A 20,747-nucleotide genomic window follows, 5' to 3' on the forward strand; every position below is an offset into this window, starting at 1 on the left:
TCAGTTCTCCTTGAACGGGAATCCGAGGTGACGCAGCAGCGCACGACCCTCGTCGTCATTGGTCGCCGTCGTGACGACGGTGATGTCCATGCCCCGGACGCGGTCGATCCTGTCCTGGTCGATCTCGTGGAACATCGACTGCTCGGTCAGACCGAACGTGTAGTTGCCACGGCCGTCGAACTGCTTCGGCGACAGACCGCGGAAGTCGCGGATGCGCGGCAGGGCGACGGACAGCAGACGGTCCAGGAACTCCCACATGCGGTCGCCGCGCAGCGTGGTGTGCGCGCCGATGGGCATGCCCTCGCGGAGCTTGAACTGGGCGATCGACTTGCGGGCCTTGGTGACGACCGGCTTCTGGCCGGTGATCGCGCTCAGGTCGCGGACAGCGCCCTCGATGAGCTTGGCGTCGCGGGCTGCGTCGCCAACACCCATGTTGACGATGACCTTGACGACACCGGGCACCTGCATGACGTTCGCGTAGCCGAACTCCTGCAGCAGCGCCGGCTTGATCTCGTCGGCGTAGCGCGTCTTCAGACGCGGCTTGGTAGCGGTCTCAGTCATGTTCACAGGTCCTTACCGGAACGCACGGCGACGCGGGTGCGGACGGTCTTGGTCTTGCCGTCACGCTCCACCGTCTCGACGCGGGTCTTGATGCGGGTCGGCTTCTTCGTCTCCGGGTCGACGACGGCCACGTTGCTCACGTGGATCGGCGCCTCCTGGGTGACGATGCCGCCGGTGCGGGCGCCACGACCGGTGGTGCCGGCCTTGGTGTGCTTGGTGATCCGGTTGATGCCCTCGACCAGCACGCGCTGGGTGTCGGGGTAGACCGCGATGACCTTGCCCTGCTTGCCCCGGTCGCCGCCGTTCTTCTGCGCGCGACCGCTGATGACCTGAACCAGGTCACCCTTCTTGATCTTCATCTTCGCCATGGGTTACAGCACCTCCGGAGCGAGCGAGATGATCTTCATGAACTTCTTCTCGCGCAGCTCGCGGCCCACCGGGCCGAAGATGCGGGTTCCACGCGGGTCGCCATCGTTCTTGAGGATGACGGCCGCGTTCTCGTCGAAGCGGATGTAGGAACCATCCGGCCGACGGCGCTCCTTGGCGGTGCGCACGATGACGGCCTTGACGACGTCGCCCTTCTTGACGTTGCCGCCGGGGATGGCGTCCTTGACGGTGGCGACGATGACGTCACCAATGCCGGCGTACCGACGACCCGAGCCACCGAGAACACGGATGCAAAGGATCTCCTTGGCACCGGTGTTGTCGGCGACGCGCAGTCGCGACTCCTGCTGGATCACTGTCGAACTCCTGTCGTCGCGCTGGTTCTCATCGCTGAGCCTTGCGGAACGGATCTGTGGTCATTGGTCCGGGTGGGGCGGGTGGCCTGGTGGGCCACCCGCCGCCCGGAGTCCGTGTCTTACTTGGCGCGCTCGAGGATCTCCACCACGCGCCAGCGCTTGGTGGCCGAGAGCGGGCGGGTCTCCATGATCAGGACGCGGTCACCGATGCCGGCCGAGTTGGCCTCGTCGTGCGCCTTGACCTTGTGGCTGCGACGCATGACCTTGCCGTAGAGCGCGTGCTTGACGCGGTCCTCGACCTCGACGACGACGGTCTTGTCCATCTTGTCGCTGACGACGTAGCCCTGGCGCGTCTTGCGGTAGTTGCGCTCGTCGCTCACAGTGCTCTCCTGCTTGTTCTCGCTCATGTGCGTCACTCAGCCTTCTCGGACCGACCGATGTTGAGCTCGCGCTCACGCATCTCGGTGTAGATCCGTGCGATGTCCTTGCGGACGGCGCGCAGACGGCCGTGGTTCTCCAGCTGGCCGGTGGCCGACTGGAAGCGGAGGTTGAACAGCTCCTCCTTGGCCTTGCGCAGCTCGTCGACCAGACGGTCGTCCTCGAGACCACGCAGCGAGGCGGGAGTCAGGTCCTTGGAACCGACTGCCATCAGATGTCACCACCCTCACGCCGAACGAAGCGGCACTTCATCGGCAGCTTGTGCATCGCCAGACGCATGGCCTCACGGGCGATGGGCTCCGGAACACCGGAGAGCTCGAACATGACACGACCCGGCTTCACGTTGGCGATCCACCACTCCGGGGAACCCTTACCGGAACCCATGCGGGTCTCGGCGGGCTTCTTGGTGAGCGGACGGTCGGGGTAGATGTTGATCCACACCTTGCCGCCACGCTTGATGTAACGGGTCATCGCGATACGAGCGGACTCGATCTGACGGTTGGTCACGTAGGCCGGCTCGAGAGCCTGGATGCCGTAGTCACCGAACGCGATCGAGGTGCCGCCCTTCGCAGCGCCCGAGCGACCCGGGTGGTGCTGCTTGCGGTGCTTGACTCGACGAGGAATCAACATCAGGACTCAGCTCCCTCAGTGCTCGCAGCCGGGGCCTCGGTCGTCGCGGTGGCCTCGCTGGCCGGGGCCTCGGTGGCCTCGGTGCGGGCGGGACGACGGCCGCGGGCCGGACGGTCAGCGCCGTCACGACGCGGGCCACGGGCCGGACGCGGTGCGGCGGCCTGCTCGCGAGCGAGCTCCTTGGCCGTGACGTCACCCTTGTAGATCCAGACCTTCACACCGATGCGGCCGAACGTCGTACGAGCCTCGTAGAAGCCGTAGTCGATGTTGGCGCGCAGGGTGTGCAGCGGCACGCGACCCTCGCGGTAGAACTCCGAGCGGGACATCTCGGCGCCGCCGAGACGACCCGAGCACTGCACCCGGATGCCCTTGGCGCCGGCGCGCAGGGCGGACTGCATGCCCTTGCGCATGGCGCGACGGAAGGACACGCGGGCCGAGAGCTGCTCGGCGATGCCCTGGGCGACCAGCTGCGCGTCGATCTCGGGGTTCTTGACCTCGAGGATGTTCAGCTGGACCTGCTTGCCCGTCAGCTTCTCGAGCTCGCCACGGATGCGGTCCGCCTCGGCGCCACGGCGACCGATGACGATGCCCGGACGCGCCGTGTGGATGTCGACGCGGACGCGGTCACGCGTGCGCTCGATCTCCACGCGGGAGATGCCCGCGCGCTCCATGCCCGAGGACATGAGCTTGCGGATGGCGACGTCCTCCTTGACGTAGTCGCGGTAACGCTGACCCGTCTTGGTGCTGTCGGCGAACCAACGGCTCTTGTGCTCGGTCGTGATGCCCAGGCGGAAGCCGTGCGGGTTGACCTTCTGACCCATTAGCGGGTTCCTCCCTTGCTCGCGTTGTCCGGAAGCGCAACGTGCACGGTGATGTGGCTGGTGCGCTTGCGGATGCGGTAGGCACGACCCTGAGCACGCGGCCGGAACCGCTTCATCGTCGGACCTTCGTCGACGTAGGCGGCGCTGATGACCAGGCCACGCTCGTCGAATGCTTCATTTGCCTTGTCGGCCTTCACACGAGCGTTCGCAATGGCGCTCTCGAGCACCTTGCGAATCGGCTCGCTCGCGGCCTGCGGTGCGAACTGCAGCACCGCCACGGCCTCGGTCGCCTGCTTGCCACGGATCAGGTCCACGACGCGGCGGGCCTTCTGGGGCGTGACACGGACGTGCCGCGCCTGCGCCTTGGCTTCCATCGCTGTCCCTTGCTTTCGTTCGAAAATTTCGAATGGTGTTGTGGGTTGTGGACCACCGCTTAGCGGCGGCGACCCTTCTTGTCGTCCTTCTCGTGACCCTTGAACGTGCGGGTCGGCGCGAACTCACCGAGCTTGTGGCCGACCATCGACTCGGTCACGAAGACCGGGACGTGCTTGCGGCCGTCGTGCACGGCGAGCGTGTGACCGAGCATGTCCGGGTTGATCATGGACCGGCGCGACCAGGTCTTGATGACGTTCTTCGTGCCCGCTTCGTTCTGAGCGTCCACCTTCTTGGCGAGGTGGTCGTCGATGAAGGGGCCCTTCTTCAAGCTACGAGGCATTTCCCAGGGCTCCTATCAGCGCTTCTTGCCAGTACGGCGGCGACGCACGATGAGCTTGTCGCTTTCCTTGTTGGGGCGGCGGGTCCGACCCTCGGCCTGGCCCCACGGGCTGACCGGGTGACGACCACCGGAGGTCTTGCCCTCACCACCACCGTGCGGGTGGTCGATCGGGTTCATGGCCACACCACGGACGGTCGGGCGCTTGCCCTTCCAGCGCATGCGGCCGGCCTTGCCCCAGTTGATGTTGCTCTGCTCGGCGTTGCCGACCTCGCCGACGGTGGCGCGGCAGCGCGCGTCGACGTTGCGGATCTCACCGGACGGCATACGCAGCTGGGCGTAGGGGCCGTCCTTGGCGACGAGCTGGACGCGCGCACCGGCGGAGCGGGCGATCTTGGCGCCGCCACCGGGACGGAGCTCGATCGCGTGCACGACCGTACCCACGGGGATGTTGCGCAGCGGCAGGCTGTTGCCCGGCTTGATGTCGGCGCCCGGACCGTTCTCGATCGGGTCGCCCTGCTTGAGCTTGTTCGGCGCCAGGATGTAGCGCTTCTCGCCGTCCGCGTAGTGCAGGAGGGCGATACGCGCGGTGCGGTTGGGGTCGTACTCGATGTGAGCGACCTTGGCCGGCACGCCGTCCTTGTCGTGGCGACGGAAGTCGATGACGCGGTATGCGCGCTTGTGACCGCCACCGATGTGGCGGGTCGTGATGCGACCCGCGCTGTTACGGCCACCGCTCTTGGTGAGCGGACGGACCAGCGACTTCTCGGGCGTCGACCGCGTGATCTCCACGAAGTCCGCGACGCTCGAGCCACGACGCCCAGGCGTCGTCGGCTTGTACTTACGGATACCCATTGTCTGTGATCCTCAGTTCCCTAATCGTCTCGATCGATTCGTTGACCCGGTCAGGCGACCGGACCCCCGAAGATGTCGATCGAGCCTTCCTTCAGGGTGACGATGGCGCGCTTGGTGTCCTTGCGCTTGCCGATGCCGAAGCGGGTGCGACGGGTCTTGCCCTGGCGGTTCAGCGTGTTGACCGAGTCGACCTTGACGCCGAAGACCCGCTCGACCGCGATCTTGATCTCGGTCTTGTTGGCCCGCGGGTCGACGACGAAGGTGTACTTGCCCTCGTCGAGCATCCCGTAGGACTTCTCCGACACGACCGGCGCGAGCAGGATGTCGCGCGGGTCCTTGCCCAGGTTGCTCACTTGGTGTCCTCCTCAACGGACTCGGCCTTCTTCGCCGCAGCCTTCTTGGCCGGCTTCTTGGCCTTGGGGGCCTCGGGGGCCTCCTCGACCTCGACGGCGACCTCGACCTCGGCGGCGGCCTTGCCCTTGACGGGGCCGGCCAGGAAGGTGCTCAGCGCACCCTCGGTGAAGACGACCTCGTCGGCGCACAGCACGTCGTACGTGTTGAGCTGGTCCGGGACCAGGACGTGGACGTTCTCCAGGTTGCGCAGGCTCTTCCACGACGTCGTGTCGGTGCGCTCGACCACCACGAGGAGGTTCGGGCGCTCGGACAGACCGTCGAGGATGGACCAGGCGGACTTGGTCGACGGGGCGTCGCCCTCGACCAGCGCGCTCAGGACGTGGATGCGGCCGTGACGGGCGCGGTCCGACAGGGCGCCGCGCAGGGCAGCGACCTTCATCTTCTTGGGCGTCCGCTGGGCGTAGTCACGCGGCTGCGGGCCGTGGACGGTGCCACCGCCGGCGAACTGCGGGGCGCGGGTCGAACCCTGACGGGCGCGGCCGGTGCCCTTCTGCTTGTAGGGCTTGCGACCACCACCGCGGACCTCGCCGCGGGTCTTGGTGGAGTGGGTGCCCTGGCGAGCAGCGGCCAGCTGAGCGACGACCACCTGGTGGATCAGGGGGACGTTGGTCTGGACGTCGAAGACCTCGCCGGGCAGGTCGACCGAGCCGGCCTTCTTGCCCTGGGGGCTGATGATGTCAATCGTCGTCATGGCGATCAGGCTCCCTTGGCAGCCGTGCGCACCAGGACGATGCCGCCGCGGGGGCCGGGAACGGCACCCTTGATCAGCAGCAGACCCTTGTCAGCATCCACGGCGTGGATCGTGAGGTTCTGGGTGGTCTGGCGGACGCCGCCCATGCGACCAGCCATGCGCATGCCCTTGAACACGCGGCCGGGGGTCGCACAGCCACCGATGGAACCGGGCTTGCGGTGGTTGCGGTGCGCACCGTGGGAGGCGCTGACGCCCTTGAAGCCGTGACGCTTCATGACACCCGCGTAGCCCTTGCCCTTGGTGGTGCCGATGACGTCGATCTCCTGGCCGGTCTCGAACGTCTCGACCGTGAGCTCCTGGCCCAGGGAGTAGTCAGCGGCGTCCGCGGTGCGGAGCTCCACCAGGTGGCGGCGCGGGGTGACGCCGGCCTTCTCGAAGTGGCCCGTCATGGGCTTGTTGACCTTGCGGGGGTCGATCGCGCCGTAGGCGATCTGGACCGCGGCGTAGCCGTCGGTCTCACCGTTGCGCACCTGCGTCACGACGCAGGGGCCGGCCTTGATCACCGTCACGGGCACGAGGCGGTTGTCGGCGTCCCAAACCTGGGTCATACCGAGCTTCTCGCCAAGCACGCCCTTGACGCTGCGCTGGATAGCGTTGGTCATGTCGGCGTCCTCAGAGCTTGATCTCGATGTTGACGTCAGCCGGCAGGTCGAGACGCATCAGCGAGTCGACGGCCTTGGGCGTCGGGTCGATGATGTCGATCAGACGCTTGTGCGTGCGCATCTCGAAGTGCTCGCGGCTGTCCTTGTACTTGTGCGGCGACCGGATGACGACGAAGACGTTCTTCTCCGTCGGCAGCGGCACCGGACCGACAACGGTCGCTCCCGCCCGCGTCACCGTGTCGACAATCTTGCGCGCCGAGTTGTCGATGACCTCGTGGTCATACGACTTCAGTCGGATGCGGATCTTCTGTCCCGCCATCGCTTCGTCTGACTCTCTCTCGTCGTACAGCTGAACTGGCCGATTCGTAGGCCTCCGACCCCCGCGGTCGGGTGTGTCGCACCCGCTGCGTTCCGCGGCGCATGCGGAAACCCGCTGCGCCACTTCTGGTCCTTCGAAGGCCCCGTAGAACCGGGGCTTGCGCTTCCCTCCGTACCGTCGACCCGTCATGCAGGTCGTGGCCGCCAAGGGTGGCGGTGCAGGCATGGGCCTTCACCGCGCGTCAAGCAACCGGTCTAGTGTGCCAGAGCCCGACCCATCCGACCAAATCGGCGCATGCCGCTCCCCCGGCGACAGGACAGACCCGGTGGGGCCTCCGCCCAGGCAGTGGCTCTTGGGCCTGCTCGCAAGCTCCCTTGACGGCCCGGCGAGCCACCGCCCGCGCTGCGGCCGGCTCCGGCGCCAGGACCAGGAGCTGCCTCGCTCAGGCCGAGGGCGTTGGCGCTACCCGCCCGGCGAGGCCCTTGCGACCGGAAGGTGACGGATCGGTCGGGGCTGGGGATGAGGAGTCGCAGGCCATCAAGGGAGCCTGCGAGCAGGCCAAGACCCCTCATCCCCAGCCCACGCAAGCCAGCCCTGCGGGCTTGTGCACTCTCACGCCCGGCCCGCGAAGAGCCAGCCGGGCGGGCGTTTCCGCCATACCGGAAAGCACAGCGGGGCCCGGACCGAAGTCCGGGCCCCGCTGGGTGGTGCTGGTGTCGCGTCAGATCACTTGAGGATCTTGGTGACGCGGCCCGCGCCGACGGTACGGCCGCCCTCGCGGATGGCGAAGCGCAGACCCTCCTCCATGGCGATGGGCTGGATCAGGTCGACCTTCATCTCGGTGTTGTCACCGGGCATGACCATCTCGGTGCCCTCGGGCAGGTGGACAACGCCGGTCACGTCAGTCGTACGGAAGTAGAACTGCGGACGGTAGTTGTCGTAGAACGGCGTGTGACGGCCACCCTCATCCTTGGACAGGATGTAGACGTTGGCGTCGAACTCCGTGTGCGGGGTGATCGAGCCCGGCTTGACGATGACCTGGCCGCGCTCGACGTCCTCGCGCTTGGTGCCACGCAGGAGCAGACCGACGTTCTCGCCCGCACGACCCTCGTCGAGGAGCTTGCGGAACATCTCGATGCCGGTGACCGTGGTCTTGGAGGAGGTCTCCTTGATGCCCACGATCTCGACCTCCTCGTTGACCTTGAGGATGCCGCGCTCGATACGACCGGTGACGACGGTGCCACGACCGGTGATCGTGAAGACGTCCTCGACGGGCATGAGGAACGGCTTGTCGACCTCACGCTCCGGCTCCGGGATGGACTCGTCAACCGCGTCCATCAGCTCCATGAGCTTGTTGCCCCACTCGGCGTCGCCCTCGAGCGCCTTCAGCGCCGAGACACGCACGACCGGCAGGTCGTCGCCCGGGAACTCGTAGGACGACAGCAGCTCACGGACCTCCATCTCGACGAGCTCGAGGATCTCCTCGTCGTCGACCATGTCGGCCTTGTTGAGCGCCACCACGATGTAGGGGACGCCGACCTGGCGGGCCAGGAGGACGTGCTCCTTCGTCTGCGGCATCGGGCCGTCGGTGGCGGCGACCACGAGGATCGCGCCGTCCATCTGCGCCGCACCCGTGATCATGTTCTTGACGTAGTCAGCGTGACCGGGGCAGTCGACGTGAGCGTAGTGACGCTTCTCCGTCTGGTACTCGATGTGCGCGATCGAGATCGTGATACCGCGCTGCTTCTCCTCCGGCGCCTTGTCGATCTCGTCGAACGGCGTGAAGGGGTTCAGGTCCGGGTACTTGTCGTGCAGGACCTTCGAGATCGCTGCCGTCAGCGTCGTCTTACCGTGGTCGATGTGACCGATGGTGCCGATGTTGACGTGCGGCTTGGTCCGCTCGAACTTCGCCTTCGCCACTGGGGTCCTCCTCAGGACTTGATGTGTAACGCCGTACGGCCAAGCAGGACGTGGCGACGTCTGGGGTGGTGATGCGCGACGGGGAGTCTATCCCGCGTCACTCGCCTCGGGTCTTCTTGATGATCTCCTCCGCGACGTTCCGGGGAACCTCGGCGTAGGAGTCGAACTGCATCGTGTACATCGCACGACCCTGGGTCTTGGACCGCAGGTCGCCAACGTATCCGAACATCTCCGACAGCGGGACAAGGGCGCGAACGACCTTGGCTCCGCTGATGTCCTCCATGGCCTGGATCTGGCCACGGCGGGAGTTGAGGTCGCCGATGACGTCGCCCATGTAGTCCTCGGGCGTACGCACCTCGACGGCCATCATCGGCTCGAGGAGCACGGGGTCGGCCTTGCGGACGGCCTCCTTCAGCACCATCGAACCGGCGATCTTGAACGCCATCTCCGAGGAGTCGACGTCGTGGTAGGCACCGTCCAGGAGGGTGGCCTTGATGCCGACCAGCGGGTAGCCGGCGAGCACACCGAGCTGCATGGCGTCCTGGATGCCGTGGTCCACGGAGGGGATGTACTCACGCGGGATGCGGCCACCGGTGACCTTGTTCTCGAACTCGTAGAGCTCGCCCTCGGCGGTGTCCAGCGGCGCGAAGGCCATCTGCACCTTGGCGTACTGACCCGAACCACCGGTCTGCTTCTTGTGGACGTAGTCGATCTTGTCCACGGTGCGACGGATGGTCTCGCGGTAGGCCACCTGCGGCTTGCCGACGTTGGCCTCGACCTTGAACTCGCGGCGCATGCGGTCCACGAGGATGTCCAGGTGGAGCTCGCCCATGCCGGCGATGATGGTCTGGCCGGTCTCCTCGTCGAGGCGGACCTGGAACGTCGGGTCCTCCTCGGCGAGCTTCTGGATCGCCGTGCCGAGCTTCTCCTGGTCACCCTTGGTCTTGGGCTCGATGGCCACGGAGATCACGGGCTCGGGGAAGGTCATCGACTCGAGGACGACCTGCTCCTGCGGGTCGCACAGGGTGTCACCGGTGGTGGTGTCCTTCAGGCCGATCATCGCGTAGATGTGGCCGGCGGACGCGTTCTCGACCGGGTTCTCCTTGTTGGAGTGCATCTGGAAGAGCTTGCCGACGCGCTCCTTCTTGCCCTTGGTGGAGTTCACCACGGGGGAACCGGAGGCGACCTTGCCCGAGTACACGCGCACGTAGGTCAGGCGACCGAAGAACGGGTGGCTCACGACCTTGAACGCCAGGGCCGAGAACGGCTCGTCGGCGGACGGCGCACGGCTGATGACCGTCTCCTCGTCACCCACCGCGTGGCCCTGCATCGGGGGCACGTCCAGCGGGGACGGGAGGTAGTCGACGACCGCGTCGAGCATGGGCTGGACGCCCTTGTTCTTGAAGGCGGTGCCACAGAAGACGGGGTTGACCTCGCCGGCGATCGTCATCTTGCGGATGGCGGCCTTGAGCTCGGCAACGGTCAGCTCCTCGCCACCGAGGTACTTCTCGAGCAGCGCCTCGTCGGACTCGGCGACCTTCTCGATGAGCTCGTGGCGGTACTCCTCGGCCTTCTCCTGGAGGTCGGCCGGGATCTCCTCGATCGCGTAGTCCTCACCCTTGGCGGTCTCGCCGCGCCAGGTGAAGGCCTTCATCGAGAGCAGGTCGACGACGCCGATGAAGTCGGACTCGGAGCCGATCGGCAGCTGCAGGACCAGCGGAGTCGCCCCGAGGCGCTCGACGATGGTCTTGACGGTGAAGTAGAAGTCCGCACCGAGCTTGTCCATCTTGTTGACGAAGCAGATGCGCGGGACGTGGTACTTGTCCGCCTGGCGCCACACGGTCTCGGACTGGGGCTCGACACCCTCCTTGCCGTCGAAGACGGCAACGGCGCCGTCGAGGACGCGCAGGGACCGCTCGACCTCGACCGTGAAGTCGACGTGACCGGGCGTGTCGATGATGTTGATCTGGTTGTTCTTCCAGAAGGTCGTCGTCGCGGCCGACGTGATCGTGATGCCGCGCTCCTGCTCCTGCTCCATCCAGTCCATCGTGGCAGCGCCATCGTGGACCTCACCGATCTTGTACGTGATGCCTGTGTAGAACAGGATCCGCTCGGTCGTCGTCGTCTTGCCGGCATCGATGTGGGCCATGATGCCGATGTTGCGGACCTTGGTCAGGTCCGTAAGGACGTCGAGTGCCACGGTTTCTTGTCTCGTCTCGTCTCGAAGGATGTTTCGACAGTGCTCGGGGCCGGGTTCTGGCCTCCGACCACCAGGTGTCCTCCCCGGGCTGCTCAGGTGAACAGCCCGGGAAGGATCCGGATTACCAGCGGTAGTGCGCGAAGGCCTTGTTGGACTCGGCCATCTTGTGCGTGTCCTCGCGGCGCTTGACAGCGGCGCCGAGGCCGTTGCTGGCGTCGAGGATCTCGTTCATGAGGCGCTCGGTCATGGTCTTCTCACGACGCTGACGCGAGTAGCCGACCAGCCAGCGCAGGGCCAGCGTGGTGGAGCGGCCGGCGCGGACCTCGACCGGGACCTGGTACGTCGCGCCACCGACACGGCGGCTGCGGACCTCGAGGGTCGGCTTGACGTTGTCCAGCGCACGCTTGAGCGTGACGACGGGGTCGGTGCCGGTCTTCTGACGGCAGCCCTCGAGGGCGCCGTAGACGATGGTCTCGGCGATGGACTTCTTGCCGTCCAGCAGGATCTTGTTGACCAGCTGCGTCACGAGCGGGGAGCCGTAGACGGGGTCGATGACCAGGGGACGCTTCGGGGCGGGACCCTTACGAGGCATTACTTCTTCTCCATCTTCGCGCCGTAGCGGCTACGGGCCTGCTTGCGGTTCTTGACACCCTGGGTGTCGAGCGAGCCGCGCACGATCTTGTAGCGAACACCGGGAAGGTCCTTCACACGGCCACCACGCACGAGCACGATGGAGTGCTCCTGCAGGTTGTGGCCCACGCCCGGGATGTAGGCCGTGACCTCGATGCCGCTGGTGAGGCGCACACGGGCGACCTTGCGCAGGGCAGAGTTCGGCTTCTTCGGGGTGGTGGTGTACACACGCGTGCACACGCCGCGGCGCTGGGGGCTGCCCTTCAGCGCCGGGGTCTTGGTCTTGCCGACCTTGTCCGCGCGGCCCTTGCGGACCAGCTGGTTGATCGTAGGCACCTAGTCTCCGTACGTCGTCATGTTGTCCGCCCGCGCCACACCAGCAGGTGCGTCACGGGCTCCTTGTGGTTGCCCTGCCCGACCCCCGAGCTCGGGTGTGTCGGGCGGGGTGCTCTCCCCTGCACTTCCCGTTCCGCGCCTCTGGAGGGAGGTGCGAGGTGGGCTGCCCGGCGAGAGGTCGAGCCCCGACCCCTCCCCCGCGGCGCTGCGGCCACCGGGTCCTGGTCAGGCTCACGCGTCCGGGAGACCCCAGACACAGTGTTCAAGGTTACCGCCTGCCCGGAAACCAACCAAATCCGATAGCACGTCCCCGCCGCGGCCGCCCGCGCAGGCCCGGGGCCCGCGGCCGGCAGGCGACGGGGCCGGCGCCAGGGCCGGTGACGGGAGCGGTGCCGCAGTCGGCGCGGGATCCGGTGGGGGCCGCGGTGTCAGGCCGGCCGGCGTCCCTTGCGGGCCGGTGCCGCGGCCCGTCCCCGGCGACCGGTGCCGGAGAGCACGGCGCTGACGGACTCGGCGAAGTCGGCCCACCCCGAGGCCCCGGCCGCCAGGGCGTCGAGCCCGGCCGGGGTGATCGTGAACCACTTGCGGCCCGGGCCGCCGTCGCCGGCCGCCCAGGCGCTGGTGACCAGGCCGTCCTGCTCGAGCCGGGCCAGCAGCGGGTAGACCGTGCCGCCCTTGAGCCCGTGGATGCCCGCCTCGTCGAGGGAGCGCATCACCGCGTAGCCGTAGCTGCTGCCGCCCGTCGCGAGCCGGGCGAGGACCGCCAGGTCGAGCACGCCCCGCAACCACTGTGCCTGCCGATCCGCCGGAGCCTGCGCTGTCGCCACCACTAGATCGTCCCACACACTAGATGGCGCCGCTGCACGGGTCGGTGCGCCACCCATCGAGCCTCCCATCGAGCCTCCGTGGCGACCCATCCCGCGACGGCGCCCGGCCGGCATACCTGCCGGGCGGTGCGGGACGGCACGCACGGGAAGCACAAAAGGAACGGGACGGACCCTGCGGTCCGTCCCGTTCCCTTCAGCGGTATCGCGCGCGATCAGTCGCGGTCGAAGCCCAGCGTCGCGTCGTCCAGCCGCACGGCCTCGCCCGAGCCCGGCCCGAAGACCGGGTAGTCGAACTGCTCGTAGCTCGGCATGGCGTACATCGCCGCCTTGGCCTCCTCGGTCGGCTCCACCTTGATGTTGCGGTAGCGGGGCAGGCCGGTCCCGGCGGGGATCAGCTTACCGAGGATGACGTTCTCCTTGAGGCCGAGCAGCGGGTCGGACTTGGCCTGGATGGCCGCGTCCGTGAGGACCCGCGTCGTCTCCTGGAAGGACGCCGCCGAGAGCCAGGACTCCGTGGCCAGCGAGGCCTTGGTGATGCCCATGAGCTCGGGACGACCGGAGGCCGTCTTGCCGCCCTCGGACAGGACCCGACGGTTCTCGGTCTCGAAGCGACCACGCTCGGCGAGCTCGCCCGGGAGCAGGTCGGCGTCGCCGGCCTCGATGATCGTCACGCGGCGCAGCATCTGCCGCACGATGACCTCGATGTGCTTGTCGTGGATCGACACACCCTGCTGGCGGTAGACCGCCTGAACCTCGTCCACCAGGTGCATCTGCACCGCGCGCGGACCGAGGATGCGCAGGACCTGCTTGGGGTCGATGGCACCCTGGACCAGCTTGGTGCCGACCCCGACGTGGTCGCCGTCCGCAACCAGCAGGCGCGAGCGCTTGCTGACCGGGTAGGCGTGCTCCTCGGAGCCGTCGTCCGGCACGAGGACGATGCGACGGGTCTTGTCGGTGTCCTCGACGCGGACCCGGCCGGTGGCCTCGGCGATCGGGGCCACACCCTTGGGGGTGCGGGCCTCGAAGAGCTCGACGACACGCGGCAGACCCTGGGTGATGTCGTCACCGGCCACACCACCGGTGTGGAAGGTACGCATCGTCAGCTGGGTGCCGGGCTCACCGATCGACTGGGCGGCGATGATGCCGACGGCCTCGCCGATGTCGACCAGCTTGCCGGTGGCCAGCGAGCGGCCGTAGCAGCGAGCGCAGGTGCCCACCTTGGAGTCGCAGGTCAGGACCGAGCGGACCTTGACCTCCTCGACGCCGCTGGCGATGAGGGCGTCGATCACCACGTCACCGAGGTCGATGCCGGCGAGCGCGAGGGTCTCCCCCTCGTGCACGACGTCCTCGGCCAGGGTGCGGGCGTAGACGCTGGTCTCGACGTCCTCGTGCTCGCGAAGGGTGCCGTCGGTGCCCTTGACCGCGATCGGCATGGTCAGGCCACGGTCGGTGCCGCAGTCGTCCTCGCGGATGATGACGTCCTGGCTGACGTCCACCAGACGACGGGTCAGGTAACCCGAGTCGGCGGTGCGCAGGGCGGTGTCGGCCAGACCCTTACGGGCACCGTGCGTGGAGATGAAGAACTCCAGCACGGACAGGCCCTCACGGAAGTTCGCCTTGATGGGACGCGGGATGATGTCACCCTTGGGGTTGGACACCAGACCACGCATACCGGCGATCTGCCGCAGCTGCATCCAGTTACCACGGGCACCGGAGGAGACCATCCGGAAGATCGGGTTGGTCTTGGGGAGGTTGCCCTCCATCTCCTTCGCGACCTCGTTGGTGGCCTGGGTCCAGATCTCGATGAGCTCCTGGCGACGCTCGTCGTCGGTGATCAGACCGCGCTCGTACTGCGTCTGCACCTTGGCGGCCTTGGCCTCGTAGCCCTCGAGGATCTCGACCTTGCGCGGCGGGGTGACCACGTCGGAGATCGACACGGTCGTGCCCGAGCGGGTGGCCCAGTGGAAACCGGTCTCCTTCAGGGCGTCCAGCGACGCCGCGACCTGCACCTTGGAGTAGCGCTCGGCGAGGTCGTTGACGATGGTCGACAGGGCCTTCTTGTCGACGGGGGCGTCGACGAAGGGGTAGTCCACCGGCAGCGTGTCGTTGAACAGCGCACGACCCAGCGTGGACTCGACGGTCAGGGACGGGACGGTGCCGTCCTCCTTGGCCTCGACACCCTCGGGCAGCTCGGTGCCCAGCGGCGGGACCACGTCGATCATCCGGATCTTGACCCGCGAGCCCAGCTCGAGCTCGCCGGCGTCGAACGCCATCCGGGCCTCGGAGACGGAGGAGAACGCGCGACCGGCGCCCTTGCCGTCCTCCACCTCGGTGGTGAGGTGGAACAGGCCGATGATCATGTCCTGGGTGGGCATGGTCACCGGACGGCCGTCGGCCGGCTTGAGGATGTTGTTGCTCGAGAGCATCAGGATGCGCGCCTCGGCCTGGGCCTCGGCGGACAGCGGCACGTGCACGGCCATCTGGTCACCGTCGAAGTCGGCGTTGAAGGCCGAGCAGACGAGCGGGTGGATCTGGATGGCCTTGCCCTCGACCAGCTGCGGCTCGAAGGCCTGGATGCCGAGGCGGTGCAGCGTGGGCGCACGGTTGAGCAGCACCGGGTGCTCGGTGATGACCTCTTCGAGGACGTCCCACACCACGGGGCGGGCGCGCTCGACCATGCGCTTGGCCGACTTGATGTTCTGGGCGTGGTCGAGGTCGACCAGGCGCTTCATCACGAACGGCTTGAACAGCTCCAGCGCCATCTGCTTGGGCAGGCCGCACTGGTGCAGCTTCAGCTGCGGGCCGACGACGATGACCGAACGGCCGGAGTAGTCGACGCGCTTGCCGAGGAGGTTCTGACGGAAGCGACCCTGCTTGCCCTTGAGCATGTCGGACAGGGACTTCAGCGGACGGTTGCCGGGGCCCGTCACCGGGCGACCACGACGGCCGTTGTCGAACAGCGAGTCCACGGCCTCCTGGAGCATCCGCTTCTCGTTGTTGACGATGATCTCCGGCGCACCGAGGTCGAGCAGACGCTTGAGCCGGTTGTTGCGGTTGATCACGCGGCGGTAGAGGTCGTTCAGGTCGGAGGTGGCGAAGCGGCCACCGTCGAGCTGGACCATCGGGCGCAGGTCCGGCGGGATGACCGGGACGCAGTCCAGCACCATGCCCATGGGCTTGTTGCTGGTGGTCTGGAACGCCGTGACGACCTTGAGGCGCTTGAGGGCGCGGGTCTTCTTCTGGCCCTTGCCGGTCGCGATGATCTCGCGCAGCAGCTCGGCCTCGGCCTCGAGGTCGAAGGTCTCCAGACGCTTCTGGATGGCCGCGGCACCCATGCCGCCCTCGAAGTACAGGCCGAAGCGGTCACGCATCTCGCGGTAGAGGACCTCATCGCCCTCGAGGTCCTGGACCTTGAGGTTCTTGAAGCGGTCCCAGACCTGCTCGAGGCGCTCGATCTGCTGGTCCGCGCGCTTGCGGATCTGCGTCATCTCGCGCTCGGCGCTCTCGCGCACCTTGCGGCGCACGTCGGCCTTGGCACCCTCGGCCTCGAGCTCGGCCAGGTCGGTCTCGAGCTTCTTGGCGCGGGCGTCGATGTCGGCGTCGCGACGGTTGACGTGCTCCTTCTTCTCGACCTCGATCTGCGCCTCGAGCGAGGGCAGGTCGCGGTGACGCGCCTCGGTGTCGACCGAGGTGATCATGTAGGCCGCGAAGTAGATGACCTTCTCGAGGTCCTTCGGGGCCAGGTCGAGCAGGTAGCCCAGGCGGCTGGGCACGCCCTTGAAGTACCAGATGTGGGTGACCGGGGCGGCGAGCTCGATGTGGCCCATCCGCTCACGGCGCACCTTGGCGCGGGTCACCTCGACGCCGCAGCGCTCACAGATGATGCCCTTGAAGCGGACCCGCTTGTACTTGCCGCAGTAGCACTCCCAGTCCCGGGTGGGACCGAAGATCTTCTCGCAGAAGAGACCGTCCTTCTCCGGCTTGAGCGTCCGGTAGTTGATGGTCTCGGGCTTCTTCACCTCGCCATGGCTCCACTGGCGGATGTCCTCCGCCGTGGCCAGGCCAATGCGCAACTCGTCGAAGAAGTTGACGTCGAGCACGTGTGTCCTTCTCTCGCTCTGAAACTTAAGCGGTCTGATCGGTTCTGATCGGAAAGTGATCTGGCTGGTGGCCGGCCGGTATGCCGCGTGCCTGCCTCCCGGGGGATGCCCCCGGGAGGCGACGACACGGCATACCGGTCAAACCGTCAGACCTCTTCGACGCTGCTCGGCTCGCGCCGGCTCAGGTCGATGCCGAGCTCCTCCGCCGCGCGGAAGACGTCCTCGTCGGCGTCCTTCATCTCGATCGAGGTGCCGTCGCTGCTGAGGACCTCGACGTTGAGGCACAGCGACTGCATCTCCTTGATGAGGACCTTGAAGGACTCGGGGATGCCGGGCTCGGGGATGTTCTCGCCCTTGACGATCGCCTCGTAGACCTTGACGCGACCGAGCACGTCGTCGGACTTGATCGTCAGGAGCTCCTGCAGGGCGTAGGCGGCGCCGTAGGCCTCGAGGGCCCACACCTCCATCTCACCGAAGCGCTGGCCACCGAACTGGGCCTTACCGCCGAGCGGCTGCTGGGTGATCATCGAGTACGGGCCGGTGGAGCGGGCGTGGATCTTGTCGTCCACCAGGTGGTGGAGCTTCAGGATGTACATGTAGCCCACGGACACCGGGTCCGGGAACGGCTCGCCGGAGCGGCCGTCGAACAGCCGCGCCTTGCCGGAGCCGCCGATGAGGCGCTGGCCGTCGCGCGTCGTGGAGGTCGAGTCGAGCAGACCCGTGATCTCCTCCTCGCGCGCACCGTCGAACACCGGGGAGGCGACGCGGGTGCCGGGCTCGGCCGACCGCGCGTCCTCGGGGATCATGCTGGCCCAGTCGGGCTGGCCCTCGATGTTCCAGCCGCGGGAGGCGGCCCAGCCGAGGTGGATCTCCAGGATCTGGCCGACGTTCATGCGGCCCGGGACACCGAGCGGGTTGAGCACGATGTCCACCGGCGTGCCGTCCTCGAGGAACGGCATGTCCTCGATCGGCAGGATCTTGGAGATGACGCCCTTGTTGCCGTGGCGGCCGGCAAGCTTGTCACCGTCGGTGATCTTGCGCTTGTTGGCCACGTAGACGCGGACGAGCTGGTTGACACCCGGGGGAAGGTCGTCGCCCTCCTCCTTGTCGAAGACCTTCACGCCGATGACCGTGCCGGTCTCGCCGTGGGGGACCTTCAGGGAGGTGTCGCGGACCTCGCGGGCCTTCTCGCCGAAGATGGCGCGCAGCAGGCGCTCCTCCGGGGTCAGCTCGGTCTCACCCTTGGGCGTGACCTTGCCGACCAGCAGGTCGCCGTCGCGGACCTCGGCACCGATGCGGATGATGCCGCGCTCGTCGAGGTCGGCGAGGACCTCCTCGGAGACGTTCGGGATGTCCCGGGTGATCTCCTCCGGGCCCAGCTTGGTGTCGCGGGCGTCGACCTCGTGCTCCTCGATGTGGATCGAGGAGAGGACGTCGTCCTGCACCAGACGCTGGGAGAGGATGATCGCGTCCTCGTAGTTGTGGCCCTCCCACGGCATGAACGCCACGAGGAGGTTCTTGCCCAGCGCCATCTCGCCACCGTCGGTCGCGGGACCGTCGGCGATGACGCCACCGGCCTCGAGGCGCGCACCCTCGTCGACCACGACACGCTGGTTGTAGCTCGTGCCCTGGTTGGAGCGGGTGAACTTGGCGACCCGGTAGGTCTGGTAGGTGCCGTCGTCGTTGGCCACGGTGACCGTGTCGGCGGAGACCTCCTGGACGACACCGGCCTTCTCGGCGCGGACGACGTCACCGGAGTCCAGCGCGGCGCGGAACTCCATGCCGGTGCCGACGAGCGGCGCCTCGGAGCGGACCAGCGGCACGGCCTGACGCATCATGTTGGAGCCCATGAGCGCGCGGTTGGCGTCGTCGTGCTCGAGGAACGGGATCAGCGCGGTCGCAGCCGACACCATCTGGCGGGCCGAGACGTCCATGTAGTCGACCTCGTCGCCGGGGACGAACTCGACCTCACCACCCTTGGTGCGGACCAGGACGCGGTCCTCGGAGAAGTGGCCGTCCGCCGTGATCGGCGCGTTGGCCTGGGCGATGACGTGCTCGTCCTCCTCGTCGGCGGTCAGGTAGTCGACGTCGTCGGTGACCTGGCCCTTGATGACCTTGCGGTAGGGGGTCTCGACGAAGCCGAACGCGTTGATCCGCCCGTAGGTGCCGAGCGAGCCGATCAGACCGATGTTCGGGCCTTCAGGGGTCTCGATCGGGCACATGCGGCCGTAGTGCGAGGAGTGGACGTCGCGGACCTCGAAGCCGGCGCGGTCACGGGACAGACCACCGGGGCCCAGCGCCGACAGGCGGCGCTTGTGGGTCAGGCCCGCGAGCGGGTTGTTCTGGTCCATGAACTGCGACAGCTGGCTGGTGCCGAAGAACTCCTTGATGGAGGCGACGACCGGCCGGATGTTGATCAGGGTCTGCGGCGTGATGGCCTCGACGTCCTGCGTGGTCATGCGCTCGCGGACGACGCGCTCCATGCGGGACAGGCCGGTGCGGACCTGGTTCTGGATGAGCTCGCCGACGTTGCGCAGGCGGCGGTTGCCGAAGTGGTCGATGTCGTCGACCTCGACGCGCAGGTCGACCTCCTTGCCGTCGCGGTGACCCTTCATGGTCGCGTTGCCGGCGTGGAGGGTGACGAGGAACTTGATCGTCGCGACGATGTCCTCGATGGACAGCACCGAGGCGTCGAGCGGCTCCTCGAGACCGAGCTTCTTGTTGATCTTGTAGCGACCGACCTTGGCCAGGTCGTAGCGCTTGGGGTTGAAGTAGAGGTTGTCCAGAAGCGTCTGGGCAGCCTCACGCGTCGGGGGCTCACCCGGGCGCAGCTTGCGGTAGATGTCGAGCAGCGCGTCGTCCTGGCCGGCCGTGTGGTCCTTCTCCAGGGTCTGGCGCATCGACTCGAAGTCGCCGAACTCCTCGAGGATCTGGGCCTCGGTCCAGCCAAGGGCCTTGAGCAGCACGGTCACGGACTGCTTGCGCTTGCGGTCGACGCGCACGCCCACCATGTCGCGCTTGTCGATCTCGAACTCCAGCCACGCACCCCGGCTGGGGATGACCTTGGCGGTGTAGACGTCCTTGTCGGAGGTCTTGTCGGGGGTGCGCTCGAAGTAGACGCCCGGGCTGCGGACCAGCTGGGAGACGACGACGCGCTCGGTGCCGTTGATGACGAACGTGCCGCGCTCGGTCATGAGCGGGAAGTCACCCATGAAGACCGTCTGGCTCTTGATCTCGCCAGTGGTGGTGTTCATGAACTCCGCGGTCACGAAGAGCGGCGCGGAGTAGGTCATGTCCCGCTCCTTGCACTCCTCGATGGAGTACTTCTGCTCCTCGAAGCGGTGGTCGCGGAAGCTCAACGACATGGAGCCGGAGAAGTCTTCGATGGGCGAGATCTCCTCGAAGATCTCTTCGAGCCCGGACTTGTCCGGGACGTCTCCCCTGCTGGAAGCCTTGGCCTGCGCCACCCGAGCCTGCCAGCGCTCGTTGCCGAGCAGCCAGTCGAAGCTCTCCGTCTGGAGGGCGAGTAGGTCAGGAACTTCCAGGGGTTCGCGGATCTTCGCGAAAGAGAGACGGCCGGAAGCCGTACGAGCAGTGGACACAGTCTGGGTCGCGTTGCGCGAGGCAGCCAAGGATGGTCCTTCCACGGGCCTTCTGATGTGAAGTCAGCGCACACCCTTGGCCCCGGATCCACTCAGCCGGTGTCACAGCGCAAGCTGCGGCGGAGGAGACGGGTCGAGACACAAGGCAGCGCAAAGCGACAGCATACCTGCAAGAAGGCGCAATGACCAACCCGCCACCGGAGCCCGACTCAACAGCGGCATGGCGTGCACCGAGAATGGCGGTCGGCGACCCCGGCGTCAAGATGAATGGGCGGGAATCTGCTCCCCT

General features: G+C 67.2%; 21 protein-coding genes. All 21 read right to left on the reverse strand.

The genetic code is table 11. From position 1 onward, the window contains the following. The 21 genes from rplE to rpoB all read right to left on the reverse strand — a co-directional run bounded on the left by rplE (window position 1) and on the right by rpoB (window position 20,488). Window positions 1-561: a 50S ribosomal protein L5 gene (gene rplE, locus AC3ANM_RS07705; RefSeq protein ID WP_488287550.1), complete on the reverse strand. Its 561-nt coding sequence runs from the start codon at window positions 559-561 to the stop codon at window positions 1-3. Between the two features lie 2 nt (window positions 562-563). Next, window positions 564-929, reverse strand: coding sequence for a 50S ribosomal protein L24 (gene rplX / locus AC3ANM_RS07710; RefSeq protein WP_488287551.1), 366 nt, complete (start codon window positions 927-929; stop codon window positions 564-566). 3 nt (window positions 930-932) lie between these two features. Next, entirely contained in the window at window positions 933-1,301 is a 369-nt protein-coding gene (rplN, locus tag AC3ANM_RS07715; protein ID WP_488287552.1) for a 50S ribosomal protein L14, read from the reverse strand. A gap of 119 nt (window positions 1,302-1,420) precedes the next feature. Next, window positions 1,421-1,708: a 30S ribosomal protein S17 gene (gene rpsQ, locus AC3ANM_RS07720; protein WP_488287553.1), complete on the reverse strand. Its 288-nt coding sequence runs from the start codon at window positions 1,706-1,708 to the stop codon at window positions 1,421-1,423. 5 nt (window positions 1,709-1,713) lie between these two features. Then, window positions 1,714-1,950, reverse strand: a complete 237-nt coding sequence (gene rpmC / locus AC3ANM_RS07725) for a 50S ribosomal protein L29 (protein ID WP_488287554.1) — start codon at window positions 1,948-1,950, stop codon at window positions 1,714-1,716. After that, entirely contained in the window at window positions 1,950-2,369 is a 420-nt protein-coding gene (gene rplP / locus AC3ANM_RS07730) for a 50S ribosomal protein L16 (RefSeq protein ID WP_488287555.1), read from the reverse strand. The genes rpmC and rplP overlap by 1 nt, the downstream gene beginning before the upstream one ends. Further along, window positions 2,369-3,190 (reverse strand): 30S ribosomal protein S3, encoded by an 822-nt coding sequence (gene rpsC, locus AC3ANM_RS07735; protein WP_488287556.1) that lies wholly within the window; start codon window positions 3,188-3,190, stop codon window positions 2,369-2,371. The genes rplP and rpsC overlap by 1 nt, the downstream gene beginning before the upstream one ends. Then, window positions 3,190-3,564 carry a 50S ribosomal protein L22 gene (gene rplV / locus AC3ANM_RS07740; RefSeq protein WP_488287557.1) on the reverse strand — a complete coding sequence of 125 codons (375 nt, stop codon included), beginning with the start codon at window positions 3,562-3,564 and terminating at the stop codon, window positions 3,190-3,192. Before rplV ends, rpsC begins: the two co-directional genes overlap by 1 nt. Window positions 3,565-3,623: 59 nt before the next feature. Next, entirely contained in the window at window positions 3,624-3,905 is a 282-nt protein-coding gene (gene rpsS, locus AC3ANM_RS07745; RefSeq protein ID WP_488287558.1) for a 30S ribosomal protein S19, read from the reverse strand. A 15-nt stretch (window positions 3,906-3,920) separates the two neighbouring features. Next, window positions 3,921-4,757 carry a 50S ribosomal protein L2 gene (gene rplB, locus AC3ANM_RS07750; protein ID WP_488287559.1) on the reverse strand — a complete coding sequence of 279 codons (837 nt, stop codon included), beginning with the start codon at window positions 4,755-4,757 and terminating at the stop codon, window positions 3,921-3,923. Between the two features lie 50 nt (window positions 4,758-4,807). Beyond that, on the reverse strand, window positions 4,808-5,110 hold the full coding sequence (gene rplW / locus AC3ANM_RS07755; protein ID WP_488287560.1) for a 50S ribosomal protein L23: 303 nt from the start codon (window positions 5,108-5,110) through the stop codon (window positions 4,808-4,810). Further along, a complete protein-coding gene (gene rplD / locus AC3ANM_RS07760; protein WP_488287561.1) occupies window positions 5,107-5,862 on the reverse strand; it encodes a 50S ribosomal protein L4 in 756 nt (251 codons plus the stop codon). The genes rplW and rplD overlap by 4 nt, the downstream gene beginning before the upstream one ends. 5 nt (window positions 5,863-5,867) lie before the next feature. Beyond that, window positions 5,868-6,524, reverse strand: coding sequence for a 50S ribosomal protein L3 (rplC, locus tag AC3ANM_RS07765; RefSeq protein WP_488287562.1), 657 nt, complete (start codon window positions 6,522-6,524; stop codon window positions 5,868-5,870). A gap of 10 nt (window positions 6,525-6,534) precedes the next feature. After that, window positions 6,535-6,843 carry a 30S ribosomal protein S10 gene (rpsJ, locus tag AC3ANM_RS07770; RefSeq protein ID WP_009775966.1) on the reverse strand — a complete coding sequence of 103 codons (309 nt, stop codon included), beginning with the start codon at window positions 6,841-6,843 and terminating at the stop codon, window positions 6,535-6,537. A gap of 726 nt (window positions 6,844-7,569) precedes the next feature. Beyond that, window positions 7,570-8,763, reverse strand: coding sequence for an elongation factor Tu (gene tuf / locus AC3ANM_RS07775; protein ID WP_488287563.1), 1,194 nt, complete (start codon window positions 8,761-8,763; stop codon window positions 7,570-7,572). A 97-nt stretch (window positions 8,764-8,860) separates the two neighbouring features. Next, on the reverse strand, window positions 8,861-10,963 hold the full coding sequence (fusA, locus tag AC3ANM_RS07780) for an elongation factor G (protein ID WP_488287564.1): 2,103 nt from the start codon (window positions 10,961-10,963) through the stop codon (window positions 8,861-8,863). 121 nt (window positions 10,964-11,084) lie between these two features. Further along, window positions 11,085-11,555 (reverse strand): 30S ribosomal protein S7, encoded by a 471-nt coding sequence (gene rpsG / locus AC3ANM_RS07785; protein ID WP_141789358.1) that lies wholly within the window; start codon window positions 11,553-11,555, stop codon window positions 11,085-11,087. After that, window positions 11,555-11,929 carry a 30S ribosomal protein S12 gene (gene rpsL, locus AC3ANM_RS07790; RefSeq protein ID WP_488287565.1) on the reverse strand — a complete coding sequence of 125 codons (375 nt, stop codon included), beginning with the start codon at window positions 11,927-11,929 and terminating at the stop codon, window positions 11,555-11,557. Before rpsL ends, rpsG begins: the two co-directional genes overlap by 1 nt. A 428-nt stretch (window positions 11,930-12,357) precedes the next feature. Next, complete coding sequence (locus AC3ANM_RS07795) at window positions 12,358-12,756, reverse strand: PadR family transcriptional regulator (RefSeq protein ID WP_488287566.1); 399 nt, start codon at window positions 12,754-12,756, stop codon at window positions 12,358-12,360. Window positions 12,757-12,968: 212 nt separating this feature from the next. After that, entirely contained in the window at window positions 12,969-16,856 is a 3,888-nt protein-coding gene (locus AC3ANM_RS07800; RefSeq protein WP_488287567.1) for a DNA-directed RNA polymerase subunit beta', read from the reverse strand. Window positions 16,857-17,002: 146 nt separating this feature from the next. Continuing rightward, entirely contained in the window at window positions 17,003-20,488 is a 3,486-nt protein-coding gene (rpoB, locus tag AC3ANM_RS07805; RefSeq protein ID WP_488287568.1) for a DNA-directed RNA polymerase subunit beta, read from the reverse strand. Window positions 20,489-20,747: the final 259 nt, after the last annotated feature.

This window comes from Oryzihumus sp. JJN4-3R (assembly GCF_057747915.1).